General features: G+C 62.4%; 17 protein-coding genes and 1 pseudogene. 4 read left to right on the top strand and 14 right to left on the bottom strand.

Annotated elements, in window-relative coordinates:
* Positions 1 to 59: 59 nt before the first annotated feature.
* Complete coding sequence (locus NKH17_RS00705; protein WP_352897883.1) at positions 60 to 839, bottom strand: heme-binding protein; 780 nt, start codon at positions 837 to 839, stop codon at positions 60 to 62.
* Between the two features lie 214 nt (positions 840 to 1,053).
* Here NKH17_RS00705 and NKH17_RS00700 point away from each other — a divergent pair, with 214 nt between their 5' ends.
* The 3 genes from NKH17_RS00700 to NKH17_RS00690 all read left to right on the top strand — a co-directional run bounded on the left by NKH17_RS00700 (position 1,054) and on the right by NKH17_RS00690 (position 3,380).
* A complete protein-coding gene (locus NKH17_RS00700) occupies positions 1,054 to 1,884 on the top strand; it encodes an SIR2 family NAD-dependent protein deacylase (RefSeq protein ID WP_254818819.1) in 831 nt (276 codons plus the stop codon).
* 280 nt (positions 1,885 to 2,164) lie between these two features.
* A complete protein-coding gene (locus NKH17_RS00695) occupies positions 2,165 to 2,800 on the top strand; it encodes a LysE family translocator (protein WP_352897879.1) in 636 nt (211 codons plus the stop codon).
* Positions 2,784 to 3,380, top strand: a complete 597-nt coding sequence (locus tag NKH17_RS00690; protein ID WP_352897877.1) for a hypothetical protein — start codon at positions 2,784 to 2,786, stop codon at positions 3,378 to 3,380. The genes NKH17_RS00695 and NKH17_RS00690 overlap by 17 nt, the downstream gene beginning before the upstream one ends.
* A gap of 31 nt (positions 3,381 to 3,411) precedes the next feature.
* Here the strand turns inward: NKH17_RS00690 and NKH17_RS00685 are convergent, their stop codons facing one another.
* The 3 genes from NKH17_RS00685 to NKH17_RS00675 form a co-directional block, all read right to left on the bottom strand.
* Positions 3,412 to 3,708 (bottom strand): DUF982 domain-containing protein, encoded by a 297-nt coding sequence (locus tag NKH17_RS00685; protein WP_352897875.1) that lies wholly within the window; start codon positions 3,706 to 3,708, stop codon positions 3,412 to 3,414.
* A gap of 32 nt (positions 3,709 to 3,740) precedes the next feature.
* On the bottom strand, positions 3,741 to 4,088 hold the full coding sequence (locus NKH17_RS00680; protein WP_254818815.1) for a DUF982 domain-containing protein: 348 nt from the start codon (positions 4,086 to 4,088) through the stop codon (positions 3,741 to 3,743).
* 118 nt (positions 4,089 to 4,206) lie between these two features.
* Complete coding sequence (locus NKH17_RS00675; RefSeq protein ID WP_254818814.1) at positions 4,207 to 4,410, bottom strand: hypothetical protein; 204 nt, start codon at positions 4,408 to 4,410, stop codon at positions 4,207 to 4,209.
* Positions 4,411 to 4,706: 296 nt separating this feature from the next.
* On the opposite strand from NKH17_RS00675, the gene NKH17_RS00670 reads away from it, so the two are divergent.
* Positions 4,707 to 5,291 (top strand): sigma-70 family RNA polymerase sigma factor, encoded by a 585-nt coding sequence (locus NKH17_RS00670; protein WP_254818908.1) that lies wholly within the window; start codon positions 4,707 to 4,709, stop codon positions 5,289 to 5,291.
* Between the two features lie 367 nt (positions 5,292 to 5,658).
* Here NKH17_RS00670 and NKH17_RS00665 read toward each other — a convergent pair whose 3' ends face one another.
* From NKH17_RS00665 to NKH17_RS00620, 10 genes and pseudogenes are all read right to left on the bottom strand, one after another.
* Positions 5,659 to 5,877: a hypothetical protein gene (locus NKH17_RS00665; RefSeq protein WP_023676213.1), complete on the bottom strand. Its 219-nt coding sequence runs from the start codon at positions 5,875 to 5,877 to the stop codon at positions 5,659 to 5,661.
* A 192-nt stretch (positions 5,878 to 6,069) separates the two neighbouring features.
* Positions 6,070 to 6,804: pseudogene (locus NKH17_RS00660) on the bottom strand (class I SAM-dependent methyltransferase); the annotation flags it as partial.
* A gap of 59 nt (positions 6,805 to 6,863) precedes the next feature.
* Positions 6,864 to 7,853 carry a GNAT family N-acetyltransferase gene (locus NKH17_RS00655; protein WP_352897873.1) on the bottom strand — a complete coding sequence of 330 codons (990 nt, stop codon included), beginning with the start codon at positions 7,851 to 7,853 and terminating at the stop codon, positions 6,864 to 6,866.
* Positions 7,854 to 7,860: 7 nt separating this feature from the next.
* A complete protein-coding gene (locus NKH17_RS00650; protein WP_352897871.1) occupies positions 7,861 to 8,925 on the bottom strand; it encodes a glycosyltransferase family 4 protein in 1,065 nt (354 codons plus the stop codon).
* A 20-nt stretch (positions 8,926 to 8,945) separates the two neighbouring features.
* Complete coding sequence (locus tag NKH17_RS00645; protein WP_352505431.1) at positions 8,946 to 9,878, bottom strand: glycoside hydrolase 5 family protein; 933 nt, start codon at positions 9,876 to 9,878, stop codon at positions 8,946 to 8,948.
* Positions 9,871 to 10,632, bottom strand: coding sequence for a TIGR04290 family methyltransferase (locus NKH17_RS00640; RefSeq protein WP_352505430.1), 762 nt, complete (start codon positions 10,630 to 10,632; stop codon positions 9,871 to 9,873). The genes NKH17_RS00645 and NKH17_RS00640 overlap by 8 nt, the downstream gene beginning before the upstream one ends.
* A gap of 2 nt (positions 10,633 to 10,634) precedes the next feature.
* Entirely contained in the window at positions 10,635 to 11,435 is an 801-nt protein-coding gene (locus NKH17_RS00635; protein ID WP_352505429.1) for a nucleotidyltransferase family protein, read from the bottom strand.
* Positions 11,435 to 12,538: a CgeB family protein gene (locus NKH17_RS00630; protein WP_352897868.1), complete on the bottom strand. Its 1,104-nt coding sequence runs from the start codon at positions 12,536 to 12,538 to the stop codon at positions 11,435 to 11,437. Before NKH17_RS00630 ends, NKH17_RS00635 begins: the two co-directional genes overlap by 1 nt.
* Positions 12,539 to 12,553: 15 nt before the next feature.
* Positions 12,554 to 13,150, bottom strand: a complete 597-nt coding sequence (locus NKH17_RS00625) for a histidine phosphatase family protein (RefSeq protein WP_352897866.1) — start codon at positions 13,148 to 13,150, stop codon at positions 12,554 to 12,556.
* Positions 13,147 to 14,250 carry an inositol-3-phosphate synthase gene (locus tag NKH17_RS00620; RefSeq protein ID WP_352476462.1) on the bottom strand — a complete coding sequence of 368 codons (1,104 nt, stop codon included), beginning with the start codon at positions 14,248 to 14,250 and terminating at the stop codon, positions 13,147 to 13,149. Before NKH17_RS00620 ends, NKH17_RS00625 begins: the two co-directional genes overlap by 4 nt.
* Between the last annotated feature and the right edge of the window lie 74 nt (positions 14,251 to 14,324).

Below are 14,324 nucleotides of genomic sequence, written 5' to 3'. Positions count from 1 at the left end.
TGGCCTGTTTCCGCCTTTGGCTGACACACGAGTTTTCGCCGCCACCTGTCGCCCTTTCCTCATTTGCGTATCGAGCCGCCGACCCCGGCGCCAAGCTCCGCCGCCACGTCCGCCTCGCTTCCGGCACACAATGGATGGCCCCAGCCGGAGGCGCTCTTGCCGCCGGGATCGAGGTCGTAAATGATAGCGTCCTTGCGGTTTGGGTTGACGCCTGCCGGTACCTTATCCAGCCCGAGCGCGGCGCGCACACGCCAGGCGACATTGTGGTCGGCACAGGAGGAATCGCCGCTTATCCCCAAGGCCCCGACGATCCCCTTGCCGTCGTAGAGAGCCAGGCCGCCGCCAAACACGACGACACCGCCGATAGGCTTTCCCAGCAATGGATCGCTGGAGCTTCCAAACGTCGAAGGATCGCCGGCATAGGCCACCGCTGGATTGACCGGATTGGTGGCCTGCAGGCCGAATAGAGGACCGCCGGGCTGCACCGGCGCATAGAGGTTCGCGGTGGACAACGCCATGTGGGCGAGGCTGAGCCCGTTGGCGGTATTGGCTTTTTCGGCGGCGATCAGCCGGCTGCCAGGCCACTGGGCGTCGGCGGTAGGCCCACTGAAGGCGACGGCGCAGACAGTTCCGTCGCGAGCCACGACTGCCGCCCATTCATTAGTGTCGAAGCCGCCATTGCCGGGACCGCCGCTGGATTTGACGTTGGCCTTGAGGGCGGCCAGCAACTTGTCATGGTCGGCCGGGCAAGGTGCTTGAGCCCAAGCCTTTTGCTGGACGGCGGCGATCGTAAGCAGGAACAGACATAATGCTACCGAGACAATCCGATGGCGATCCATTAGCTGCGCCGTCTTTGTTGAACACTCTCCAACGCGTAGGAGGCGCAGAAGTGCCAAAGGGAACGAAATAAATATCGGATCCGGTCGGACAAACTCGGGGACCGGAACTCGGGACAGCCGATCTGGGTGTTGGCACTCAACCGGAAATCGGAGTTATTCTTGCGATGGTCCAGGCGCCGTCGGAACAGAGCGGCACTTCTGGCAGTTGTGTCGAATGCTGTCCGCAGTCGAGCAACTGGCTCAATCGGTGAAAGAGCGACGAGCTATCTTGTTCGTTGGAGCCGGGGTGTCGATGAGCGTCGGCTTGCCGTCTTGGCAAAAGCTCATCGAACACATGCAAAACGAGCTCGGCCTTGACGAGGACATGATCGGCGCACCGGAGGCCAGCTATCAGGCGCTTGCCGAATATTACCGGCTGAAGCAGGGGAGCCTCGGCCCTTTGCGCAGTTGGATGGATCGTGAATGGAGCGTCTCGCGGGAAGAAGTACGGCGGTCGGCAATCCACAAGCTCATCGTATCGCTCGATTTTCCGATCATCTACACCACCAATTATGATCGCAACCTCGAGGTTGCCTTCGAGATTCATGGCCGGCCCTTTGTGAAGGTGGCCAACGCAAAGGACTTGCCCAAGACGACCGGCGAGGTGACGCAGATCATCAAATTCCACGGCGATTTCGACGACGACAAATCGCTGGTCCTGGCGGAGACCGACTATTTCGACCGGCTTTCGTTCGATTCGCCGCTCGACGTTAAGTTTCGCGCCGACGCGCTGGGGCGCACCATCCTGTTCATCGGCTACAGCATGTCTGATATGAACATCCGTCTGCTGTTGCACAGGCTTTGGCAGACCTGGCGGCGGTCGGGCTACGAGAAGAGCCGCCCGAAATCCTTCATCTTCATGTCGCAGCCGAGCATCGTCCAGGAGGCTGTTCTCGGCCACTGGGGCATCGATATGCTGACCGAAGAGGCCGACGATCCTGAGGACGCGCTGCTCGCGTTCCTGAACGAACTCAAGGATAGGGTGGGCCGGCCAGACAGCGCGTGAGAAAACCTGCGGAAAGCGGATTGGTCCGGCAGTGGAACCGACTGATCCGATGTGAGTTCGGGAGGACTAACGTATCCGGGACCGAGCCTGAATGGGCGCACGCAAACACAAGCGAAGAATGCATGCCAAACACGACCTGTCGGCCGAGTTGGCCTATGAGATCGATTTTTTTGCCCGCAGGTGCGGCCTGACGAGGGACGAAGCACTCAGACGATGCGAGATGCCGGCCGGTTGAAGGACAGCGCGAAGGCATCTTACGAAACCGGGGCGAAGTAGCGGCGTGGATCCCGCTTCGTGGACGGCTTTTGTCGGAACGGTCATCCTGATGCAGATCCCGCCGGGGCCCGACAGTCTGCTGGTGATTGCGCGCGGCATCGGGCAGGGCCGTGATATTGCCCTGTTCACCGTCCTCGGAATGACCCTCGGCGCCGGTATGGTCCAGCTGCCGCTCCTTGCCCTCGGCATATCGTCGCTGCTCCAGGCATCGCCGCTTGCCTTTGCCATGCTTCGCTGGGCGGGTGCAGCCTATCTCGTTTGGCTTGGATCGCGTCTGGTGCTGTTGCCGTCAGCCAGCGTCGCCGTCGAGGAGGCGCGCAATGTCGGACCGCTTGTGGCCGCACGCGAAGGAATGATCGCCAATCTGATAAATCCTTGGCCGATAACCTTTATGGTGGCATTCCTTCCGCAGTTCGTCGATCCTGCTCGCGGATCGGTCACGCTGCAATTGCTGCTGCTCGGTGGCACCCAGAAAATGACCGGTGTGCTGGTGCTGGGCACATATGCACTCGCATCCGGCACGCTCGGGGCCTGGATTATGAAACGACCGAAGGTAAGGCTCTGGCAGCAGCGGGTGGCAGGCTGCGTCGTCGTCGGTCTCGGTATCCGCATGGCAGTCGGTGGTGGCGCGCACCGTTGAGGATCGAGCGATGCCGCGGCCGCCGATGGAACATCCGCCGACAATTTTCGTTGACATGCTCCACAAGGCGAAGAGGTCGAGCATGTCGAAGTTCCAAGCCGCTACCCCGGAGCGTTTGCAGCAGCTCAGGCTTGAGGCCACGGCGCACTTTGCGCCACTCATATTGCGCGAGGCGCTGGTGCGTCTCTGCCGGGCTTGCGGAAGCGATAGCCTCGAACGTTTCGAGAAGACCATGGTCGACCAAATCGAGGCATTGCGTGACGAAAAGGCCGATTTCGACACGATGAAGGAATTTGCCATCGAACAGCTCTATGGCTGGATTCGAGAAGTCAGGTCTTCACCGGACATGACACAGCCGCTGGAGAGCGTAGATACCCGAAGGACCCCCGGCCGCTCTGAAGAGCCGCAAACGCTGGAAGACCAGTTGCAGGCAGGCCTGGAAGATTCCTTCCCGGCAAGCGACCCACCGGCGGTTGTGTCCACCGCGATTCCCGGCGGATCGAAGAAGCTGGTCGGAACCGACGAAATCCTCAGGCAACAGCGCGAGAAAAAGGCCGAGAACGCCAATCATTCGCGATAAAGCGGGCTTTGCACGGAACTGCGGGAGGCACCTACAGGTTTACCCGCTGTGCTGTCGTGGCATGCCCGTCATGCGGCTCGCCTTCGACCAGAATGTTTGCCTCCCACGCGGCGTCGACAAACGCTTGCCGCGCTTTGCCGGCCGTAATTTCACCGGTTCGGGCGCGATTCAATACATCAGCGGCCGCCAGCGCCAGTGGGGCATTGCGCGCCGGCCATTTCTCGCTTTTCAGGCAATGTACTGCTTCGAAAACGGAACTGACCAATCGCGATCGCCCGGGCTTGCCGAAATAGATGCAAACAGGTGTATCGAACTCTATTCTCTGCACCGTGTTCCTCCCGGTTCAAGCAAGGTGTCGCTTCAAGCAAGCTGCGTGTCTTCAGGGTCTACACGACTGTCCGACGGGCGTTTCAGCCAAACGTCGTAGGCCTTCGCAGCTGTTTTGGCGCGTGCTGGTGTTTCGGCTGCGATATCGTAGGCCAGAATGCCCGCCTTGCGGGCGAATTTATCGAACGCCGCGCGCACCGTCTCGACGTCGACCTCGTCAGCCAGCCCGGCGCGACAGGCGTCGAACGCCGCCTTGTGCGCCGGACCGCGGCTCGGCCATTCATTTAAGACGTCATAGGCCTGCCAGATATTTTCGACATAGCGAGGGAAACCAAGGCCGACGAGAATTGGAACGGGGCGGCCAAACAATTTTTTTGTCATCTGTGTCTCCGCGAAAGAGCCTGTCGCATCAACGCCCGGGGCGGACCCGAGGCTCATGCTCTTTAACGCGGGATTGCTGCACGGGTTGCAGCAGGTTTGTTCGATCGTGCGCGGCCGGTCACTTGTTGGTCCGCATCTTTTGCCGAGGATTGATACCGCCTTGCGGTGTGGTGTCGTTCTCGACATCGCCTTCGAACGTATTGGTGCCCTGATCGAGCCGGTCGCCCTCCTTGATCGTGCCCCTGGAACTGCCGATGCCGGGATCGTTGGCAAGATCGCTATCGGCCGGCGTTTTGCCTTTGGCGTGCTTGTTTCCGGTCATGGACTCCTCCTGTTTCTTGAGGTGGCAGGCCGCCCTTGAGGTCGCGGCCAAGGCTCGCTGCGAATCGCATTTCGACGCGCCAAATGGCGCCGCCCGAATTGTCGGACGACCTTGATTTTGAACTCCGCGATCCCGATGGTTGTTCCGTCAAAAATATCGCCGTCGGCCGGGATTGCTCAGCCAAGCCCTCTCCGGTTTTCTGGAGTCGGGTGATTTTCGCCAACCGGAACGATCTTTCGCCCAATGCATTTAACTGGTCTGCGCTCGCGAACTCATTCTGGACGGGAGCTGGACCATTGCCACCCACAGCCTACGCCTTAGCGACCCGCGAAACCGAAGACGTTTCCATCGTCGACCTCATACCCGCTTTGAGGGCTTTCGCCCGCACCTTCTGCCGCACTCCCGATGATGCCGACGACCTGGTCCAGGAGACGCTGACCAAGGGCCTGGCCAACATTGACAAGTTCGAAGCTGGAACGCGTATGAAGTCATGGCTCTTCACGATCATGCGCAACACCTACTACACGCGTGTCAGGGCCGCCGTGAGGGAAGCGCCTGGCCTGCTCGACTGTGCTTCGCTGCGGCCGATCTCGGAAGCGACGCAGGAATGGTCCGTACAGGGCAAGGAAGTCCACCAGGCCATCCAGAGCCTTCCCGAGCATCAGCGCGAGGTTCTGATGCTGATAGGCGTGCTGGGCGTCAGTTATGAGGAAACCGCCGAAATATGCGGTTGCGCGGTGGGAACCGTGAAGAGCCGGCTCAACAGGGCCCGCGCCGGCGTGCTTGAATACCTAGGCGAAAGTTCCTCGCAAACCCTGATGGAAAGGCGCAGCTATCTGTCCGAAGGACAACTGGACTTCGAAGCCGAGAGGCGCCGCTAATATATGTCACGTTAGTTACTGGTTCCGCGCAAGCGTCTTTCGACAAGCGCATGCTGCAATTCGATCGCAAGTTTGGTCAGCCGGTCAGGAACCCTTTCCTGCTCGATTGCCGCAAGCAAGGAAGCGATTTTCCGGTCTATCGTCAGATCGGCGCGCGTGCCGACGGAATCTTCCCTTGCGCGAGACATCGCGTTCTCTTGGCAAATGTTGGTCCCTTCATCTCACTCTGGTGGCAACAGTGCGAGTTTGCAAGAATTTGCAGGCCATCCATGCGACCGGCTTCGGTCCTTGCACAGCTTCGTCAGCGGTTGGGCTCTCGCTGCGTTTCAATTGCTCACCGGCTGCAAGCCATATGCTGCCGCAACGATCAGTCTTCAGGCCGCCGATCCGCTGAATGATCCTGGTACTGCTCGGATTTGACCCGATTGCCGTCGAGCCCACGCTCCTTGGTGTGCTGCTTCTTGTCTCTGTTGGACAGAACGGCGTTCTCTCCGATCTTGTCCTTGGGAAGATCGGTCATCGCGCCAGCGCCGGCGCCTTTGCCGTGACTGCCGCGACCGATGTGCTTCTTGCTGCCGGACGCCATCTCGTCCTCCTTCCTGCTGTCGAATAGCGGCTTTTCCCGTTCGGCATCCGAACCTGCGTTGGGCCGCAATGTTCCGCCGGAAATCGTAAGCAGGAAGGCATCGCCATCCCAGTGCCGGAACGGCTTTTCGCCGTCGACGACAACTTGCATGCTATTTTCATTGGCGAAGTTATGAACGTCGGCGCGATCCAGCGCCGGCGATCCGCGATATGAATAATTCAAAAGCGCGGCCATGCCTGGCCTCTTCAGCACGCGTGCGATTTCCACGAAATGTCGTTCCGCGAGGCCGGCCAGCACCAGATAGGGAAAGCTGTCGACGGCCAGCACGCGGTCGAAGCTGGCATCCTGAAAATCGGCAAGATCGAAACCGCGGGTAGGGCGGAATTCTACATTGCCGAGCCCGGCGCATCGCCGGCGGGCGATCGAGATCATCGCCGGGGATATATCGCTGCCGACGATCCGGTGCGACAGAGCGGAGAGCGCCTGTTCGAACCGACCGATGCCACAGCCGATATCCAGTATGTCGCGGCCGGTTCCGGTAAAGCCTCGCCTCTCCAGCCATGCAACGATTTCAGCCGTAGCGGCCGCGAGCTTTTCCTCATCGCCCAGCGACGACAGCTGGACGCTCGCCGCCGGGGAGATCGCCGCCGCCGCGTCAAACCCTGCCGCCAGCCGGTTGACGACCGCATCGTCGGTCTCGCCATCGCCACGCTCGTGCCGAACGGCAGCACCTGTTTTGCGCAGCGTGGCGAAGATCTCAGGCCTGCGCTGAAGCAGGTCCGCAATCCGTCGTAGTTTTGCCGTCTTTCGCGGATCGGCCGAATGCGTGTTTTGTGCAATCTTCGCCAGTTCTGCGGCTTCGATTCCTGTCTCGAAACGGAGAGCCAGCCTGGCGATGACGGCTTCGACGCCGGCACCGTCTGCCATGCAGTCCTCCAGCACCCGCCTTGCTGACGTCGACCGCCGAGGTCCTGGCTGGGTCGCGCTCATTGACCTTTGCTCCGCGTCCAGATCTTGCGCATCGTCCACCGGTCGACGGCGCCCCAGCTGTATTTGTAGGCCTCTTGTCCGCGCAGAAAATCGAACTCTTCCGCGCCTTCGCAGATCGCCTGCCTTATCGCCTGGCCGATGAGCAGCGCGCCGGGACTTTCATCGGCATAGTCCGGATCGAAGCCACCGAGATAAGCGTAAGCGCGGCCCCGATCATGGAACCCGTAATAGGCGCCCACGATCACGTCACCGATGGTGATGAGCCAGCATCGGGCAAGCACTTGTGCGACCAGCTGCGGCAGCGCCTGACGGTGGAATGCCTCCACGCGGGAATCGGACAGAACGCCGTCGCCGTGTCCGGCCCAGCGTGCTCGGTGAAGGCGGATCAGGTGATCGAGGAATGTCTGCGGATCGGACAAAGCGGGTTCGATGGAGACCCTGCCGCGTCTCGACGCGGCCCTGTGGGCGCGGCGCAATTGGCGCCTCCGCCGCGCCGGAACACAGCCTTGAAGCGTCTGGTCGCCGGCGAGAGCGAGCACCGGGCAAGCAGCATGACTGACGGCTTGGCACGATTCGAGCGCGGCATGCCTGATGGCAAGGCCAGCGCCGCCGGGAGGCAGGTCCTGCAAGATCCACTGCGACCAGCCGAGAGAAAGAACCGTGTCGGCGATGGCGACGGCGACCGGTTCGGCGGTTTCGGGAATACAGAGGACGTCCAGATAGTCGCTCAACGAAATGCCGAGCGGAAGCAGCCGCGCGCCGGCGCCCTGGCGTTCCAGATAGAGTGGCGCCAGGCCGACCAGATCGTCGCCACGCCAGACGGCGACCGTCGCTAGCTCGCCGGGAGCGAATGTCCGCCACCATGGCAGCAACCATGCGGGAGACTGGAACGGCGTCGCCGAGGGGCTGAGCGACCAGAGTTCCCACCAGTGCGGCTCAAGGGCTTCGAGGCCGGCCGGATCGTCGATGATCTCACCGCGGAGCATGTTCCGCTCACTTCGCCGTCGCGAGCTGCCCGCTGTCTGTGCCGAGCCGTGCCAGCGCCCGATAGGCGTCCACGTAGGAGGAAACCATGCGGTCGAGTGAAAAGCGCCGCTGCGCCTCGGCCCGGCAGGTCTCGGGATCCAGGCCGGACGCGGCAAGGATGGTCTGCGCCATCTCGTCGACGTCCCCGACCAGATACCCGGTCTTGCCGTGCTCGATCACATCCGGCAGTGCGCCATTCGGGAAGGCCACCACGGGTGTGCCGCAGGCGAGCGCCTCCATGGCGACCAGCGAACTGGTTTCCGCGGCAAGGCTCGGGATGACTAGGCATCGGGCTGTGTTCAGCAGGTGCCGCTTGGCGACAAAGCCGACCGGACCAAGGAAGCGGCGCCGGTCGTCCAGCCGAGGTTCGACCTCGTCGCGAAAATACGCGGTGTGGGTTTCGTAAGGGTAGACTTTGCCGCCGATGACCAACGGCACACCGGCCTTCTTGGCTGCGTCCAGCGCCAGATGGATGCCCTTTTCCGGGCAGACGCGGCTGAGCACGAGGGCAAAGTCGCGCTTGGCCTGCCGCTCGCTGAGCGCGTCGATGTCCACTCCGTTCGGGATCGGTTCGATGAGCCTGGCTCCCGGCGGCGCGGTTCTTTGCTGAGCCGCTGATACCGCATGCAGCCACAGATCCTCCCGTGTCGGATTGAGAGCGTCGGCCGGATACCAGTCGAGCGGCAAATGCAGGGTCACCAATGTCGGCCCGTCGCCCGGCAGATAGGCGTCGAAATCGATGCCGTGCAAATGAACCACGTCGATTGGCCAGCGAGCGCGTGCGGTAGCGATTGCAGCGCGATGAGCACGCTGCGCCCGGCACTTCGCCGCTTCATCGAGCACGCCCGGTTCGGCCGGCGTCTCGATGAGAGTGCCCGCAGCGCTCGAGCCCTGGCAGCCGATCACGATCGAGCGGTGTCCGGCCTGTACGAGCGCCTGGTCGAGCATCGACAGCACCTGCTCGGCGCCACCGACCGCATCCGGCCCGACCGGGGCGAGGGGATAGGCGACGTTGAGGACGGTGAGCGTCATGGCTGGAGAGCCGAAGCTCCTCACGCCGCGGAGGCGCGTAGCCTGCCGACGGAAGGGGCAGCGATGCTGCCGGCATAGCGGCGCGTCATTGCCGCGCAGAACTCGGCGAATTCCTCCGGCACCAGCGGCGGACTGCTGTGGTGCGGCATCATTCCGCGATGCTCCGGCGTGAAGCAGAAAGTAACGGTCACGTCGAAGTCGGCCAGCGCCTCCATCTGCCGGTCGAACCAGTCAAGCGCGTTCGGCCTGAAGCTGTCGGCCCAGGAAAGCCCGGTACGCAGATTGGTGACACCGAGGCGTTTCATCCAGGCAACGGCGTCATCAAGCCGGTGATCTTCGAAATGGAACCACTGCACCAGTCCTAATGCCGGCGTGTGGTGCAGGAACTCCTCGAGCGCGGGCTTTGGCGTGCCGTCCTGGCGAAGCAGGCCCATGTAGAAATGGCGATAGTAAGACGAGCCTTCCGCCTCGCGATGGCGCGTCGTCGCTTCCCACTCGCGCGGCAGGTCGTAGAGGCTGTACCATTGGATGCGCGGTGCGTTGCCGATCAGCAATTCCGCGGTCCGGCGCAGGCCCCAGACCTGTACCTCCTCGGCGCCGAAGGTCGACACGCCGACCTCGCTGACCCATACCGGAAGATCGGTTACAGCCGAGATCTCGCCGACCTTCTGCGGCCATTCGTGGATCTGCCAGAGGTTCCAGTCGAGCGGAAAGCCGTGCACGGCGACCGCGTCGACATGATCGAGCACGCCGAATTCCTTCATCCGGGTCATGAAGCCGGCATCGATCGGCGAGATGCCGCCCAGCACCTTGGTCAAGGCGGGATTCTCCGCCGCGATTGCGTCGGCGGCCAGGATTGCCGTAGCGGCGAAGCGGCTCCAGTCGGGGTCGAGCTCGGGATCCCAGTGGGATTTGTTGTTGGGCTCGTTCCAGATCATCGCGGCTTCAATCATTTATCTGTCCTTTCGACGGGTAGACGGCGCCGCCGCCGGCCGGCACGTCGGCGGTGCGGCAGAAATAGACCTCCTGTTCCGGTTGCAGCACGATCTTGAAGCCGGCGCTGCGAAGCATGGCTTCGGTGCAGGCGCGATTGGGAATCCACCAGTTGGTCGGGTCGTCGGCGTAACGATGCTCGATGAAATGCAGCTTTGGGAATTCCGGCCGGTCGAAAAGGTCGTGGGTCCAGAAATGATAGTTCTGCTCGAGCGCCGGCACGTTGGTGCTGCCGCGTTGCATCGACTGGAAGATCATCAGGTCGTCGGCGACGTGCTCCCGGATCAGATCGAGTGCGAGCAGAGGATGGCGCAAATGGTAGAGCACGCCCATGAACAGCACGATGTCGAACCGCTCATGCAGGGCGCCAACGTCGTAGACCGAGAGCTGCCGGAATTCGATGTCGCAGTCTGCGACCTCGGCGGCAAAGCGCGCCTGCGCCAGGTAAGCTTCATCGAAGTCGATGCCTAGCACGCGGCCGGCGCCGCGACGTTTCATCTCGATCGAGTAGAAACCCGCATTGCAGCCTATGTCGAGCACCGCCTTACCGGAAAGATCGGCGGGAATCGCGCCGGCGAATTTGCGCCATTTGATCAGCGGATAGTTGCCAAGGAAATGGTCGGGAGCGGTTTCGATGCCGGCCAGCTCCATATTGTGGAACCATGGGCCGAGCGCATTGATACGGCGGCGGATCTCGGCATCGGAATGCAGCATGGCTAGCCTCCTTCGCCTGCGAGGATAGGGACGTGCTGGTGGCCGGGCAGCGTAATGGCGGCTTGGTCGTCCTTGGTACCGGCGGCGCTTTCAAGCAGCCGCAATGCGGTGCGGTAGCCGTTGAAGGTGCCGACGTCGACATAGGCGGTGCCAGCCTTGATGCCATAGGCTTCGCCCCCGGCGGCGAGATAGGCGTTGACCAGTGTGCCGATGTATTCGTCGCACCGGTCCCGTTCCCGCCACAGCGCGGCGAGCTGATGAAGGGTGCGGCCGGGCATCTTGAACGCACCCCAGATCCAGTTCGATGCGGCATTCTGTTGCTTGACCTGGATTTGCTTCACCCGGCCGTCCGGGTCGACAACGACGGCATCGAAGAACTCCGGCTGGTCCACCGGAAACAGCAGGAAGGACAGGCCGTCGTCCGGGAGGGCCAGGAAGCCGTCTTCGGGAAACCAGATCGTGTCGGGCAACCCGACCAGAACGGTCTCGTCGGCTGCGACGAGCGGTGCGGCGCGGAAGATGGCGTCGCAAAGGCCGACCGGAGAGGGCTGCACCACAAACAGAGCGGCCGCGTCGGCATAGCCGGCAGAATAATATTCCAGGATATCCGACTTACCCGAGCCGATGACGAAGCAGATCTTGTCGGCCCCAGCGCGCACCATGCGGCGCACCAGGTATTCGCTGACCGCGCAAGGCCGCTCGGTGTTGCCGTCGATGCGGCTGCCGACCGGCAGAAGCTCCTTCGAAAAGCCGAGCGGCTGGATGCGGCTTCCCCGTCCGGCTGCGGGCACGATGCCCAACATCAAACTGCCTCCTTCAATGGCTCGCCATGCGTGGAGCCGTGCAGTGCATCGGACAGGATGCGGTCGAATTCCTTCGCGCGCCGCGCCGAGGTGTGTTCGTCCAGCACCCGCTCGCGCGCACGGCGGCGAATCGCGTCAAGCTCGGCGTCGGACAGGTCGAGCGCCGCGACCACGTCGTCGGTGCTGTTGGCCACGACGATCTCTTCACCGGGCCGGAAAAAGGCCTCCAGTCCGGGCCATGTGTCGCTCACCATCGCAGCCCCGCAAGCGGCGGCTTCGAACAGCCGGCCGGAAGGACACCAGCCCCGTTCGGCCATCGCCTCGCGGGTCACGTTCAGGGTCAGTCGTGATGATGAAAAGAAGGCGGGGTGGTCGGCCGGCGGCAGATGCCGGACGAAGAAGATATTGTCGCTCCACGGGAATTCCTGCGGATATTGTGCGCCGCCAATAATGAAACGGTGATCCGGCAGGCGCGCAGCCGGGCTGACCAGCAACCTCTCGACCCCGGCCTGGCGGTCTGCCGCATAGGTTCCAAGATAGGACAGGTCACCGGCGAACTCCGGCCTGGGCGGGGCGGGCCGGTGTCGCTCTGGATCGACGTGGCCGTAGAGCGGCATGACGCGGCGTGCACCCAGCATCGACCTCAATGCGTCGATTGCGGTTCCTCCAGTGTAGCTCAGCACGAGATCGAAATCGCGAAGCCCTTCCGGTCCGAAATAGGCCGGAGGCTCGCCTTGTTCGATCCGAGCCAGCGTCACCGGCGTGTCCAGATCGTAGAAGACCTTCAGCCCGCGACAGGCCTGGTGAGCAAGGCGCGACGCGCTCACGGCATCGGGACAATAGGAGGTGACGATGACGACATCGGCCTCTTTCATCGCCTGCTCGGCAACGCGCTGGATGTCGTTCCAATCCGGGTAAAGGACAAGGTTGCCGCCATCCAACTGGTCGAGATCGCGTGTACCGGCATAATAGGGGGTGTTGCGTTCGAAGAAGGTGATGGACCAGCCCAGCCCGGCCATCGCCCGGATCAATCCGCGCCACAGCGTGGCGTGGCCGTTGCCCCACGACGATGTCACGGTAAGACCGAAAATGACCATGCGCATCCGGCAAATTCCTCGTCAGGCAGCTTCGTTGAGTCTGATCAGCTTCGACCCCCACTCCCCCCAAACAACCGTGGTGATCGACGCTGGGTCGATATCGAAGCGAAAGCAGTTCCCCAGCGACAGGCCGAGCACTTTGCACACCGCGGCCTTGATGACGTCGGCATGGCTGACCAGTGCAACGCACTGGTTCTGGTAGGTGCCGCGGACCTGTTCGATCAGCAAGACGACGCGTTGCTGCACGTCCAGCATGGTCTCGCCGCTCGGCGTTCTCGCCTGCTGACGCTGGTCGTTCCACGCTCGCCAGTCGGCATCCTTGTTCAGCTCCTCGAAGGTCTTTCCCGACCAAGTGCCGAAGTCGATCTCATCGAGTTCCTCGCGGATCACGATTTCACCGGCATTACAGGCGAGCGCCATCGGATTGGCAGTCTCCTGCGTGCGTTCGCGCGGGCTGCAGAAGATTGCCGCTACCGGCTCGCGTGCCATACGGTCAGCCAGATGCGAGGCCTGTGCCCTGCCGGCTTCGCCGAGGCAAACGCCGGCCATCCGCCCGGCAAGATAACAGCCGACATTGTCGTGCGCGGCGTGGCGCACCAGAAAAAACGTCGTCGTCATTCCGCCGCATCGAGCATCGGCTCGTCCTTGCCGGCGATGAAAGAGAGCGTGCGCTGGCGGGCTTCCGCGTCGGTGAACTGCTCGGGCGGCGATTTCATGAAATAGCTGCAGGGGCCGGTCAGCGCGCCCGCGATGCCGCGGTCGAGCGCCAGCTTGGCGCAACGCACCGCATCGATGACGACTCCGGCCGAATTGGGCGAATCCCACACTTCCAGCTTGAGCTCGGCATTCAGCGGCACGCCGCCGAAGGTCGTGCCTTCGACCCGGATATAGGCCCACTTGCGGTCGGTCAGCCACGGGACATGGTCGCTCGGCCCGACGTGAATGTTGCCGGGCTCCAGGGGGACGTCGATCTGGCTGGTGACGGATTGCGTCTTTGAGATCTTCTTTGATTCCAGCCGCTCGCGTTCCAGCATGTTGAGGAAGTCGGTGTTGCCGCCGAAATTGAGCTGGTAGGTGCGATCGATGCGCACGCCGCGCTCGCGGAACAGGTTGGCGAGCAGCCGGTGGACGATCGTCGCACCAACCTGGCTCTTGATGTCGTCGCCGATCAGCGGCAGCCCGTGCTGCTCGAAGCGCCGGCGCCACTCCGGCCGCGAGGCGATGAAGACTGGTATGCAGTTGACGAAGGCGCAGCCCGCCTCGAGCGCGCACTCGGCGTAAAAGCGTGTTGCCTCCTCCGAACCGACAGGCAGATAGGACACCAGGATCTCGGCGCCGCTTTCGGCGAGGATGTTGCCGACATTGGCGACCGGCTCGTCGGACTCCTCGATCTCGTCGCGCAGATATTTGCCGATGCCGTCCAGCGTCGGTCCGCGTTCGACGCGAACGCCGGTAGGCGCAACGTTGGCAAAGCGGAAAGTATTGTTGGGCGCGCTGTAGATCGCGTCTGCCACATCACGTCCGACCTTGCCCTTGGCGACGTCGAAAGCGCAGACCACCTCGATGTCCTTGACATGGTAGCCGCCAAGATCGGCATGCATCAGCCCGGGTATGGGCTCATTGCTCCTTGCGTCGCGGTAATAGGTGATGCCCTGAACAAGGGAGGAGGCGCAGTTACCGACGCCGACTATTCCGATCCGAACTTTCTTCGATCCCACGAAACCGCTGCCTATGCTGTTGAAGGTAAGTTCTTCGTGCCAAACCGCCTTCCTCCCGGATTGTTCCTTGCCGG

Source organism: Mesorhizobium sp. M1334, from assembly GCF_040317995.1.
In the GTDB taxonomy this organism is placed as follows: domain Bacteria; phylum Pseudomonadota; class Alphaproteobacteria; order Rhizobiales; family Rhizobiaceae; genus Mesorhizobium.
This window is presented reverse-complemented; position numbering and strand designations above follow the sequence as displayed.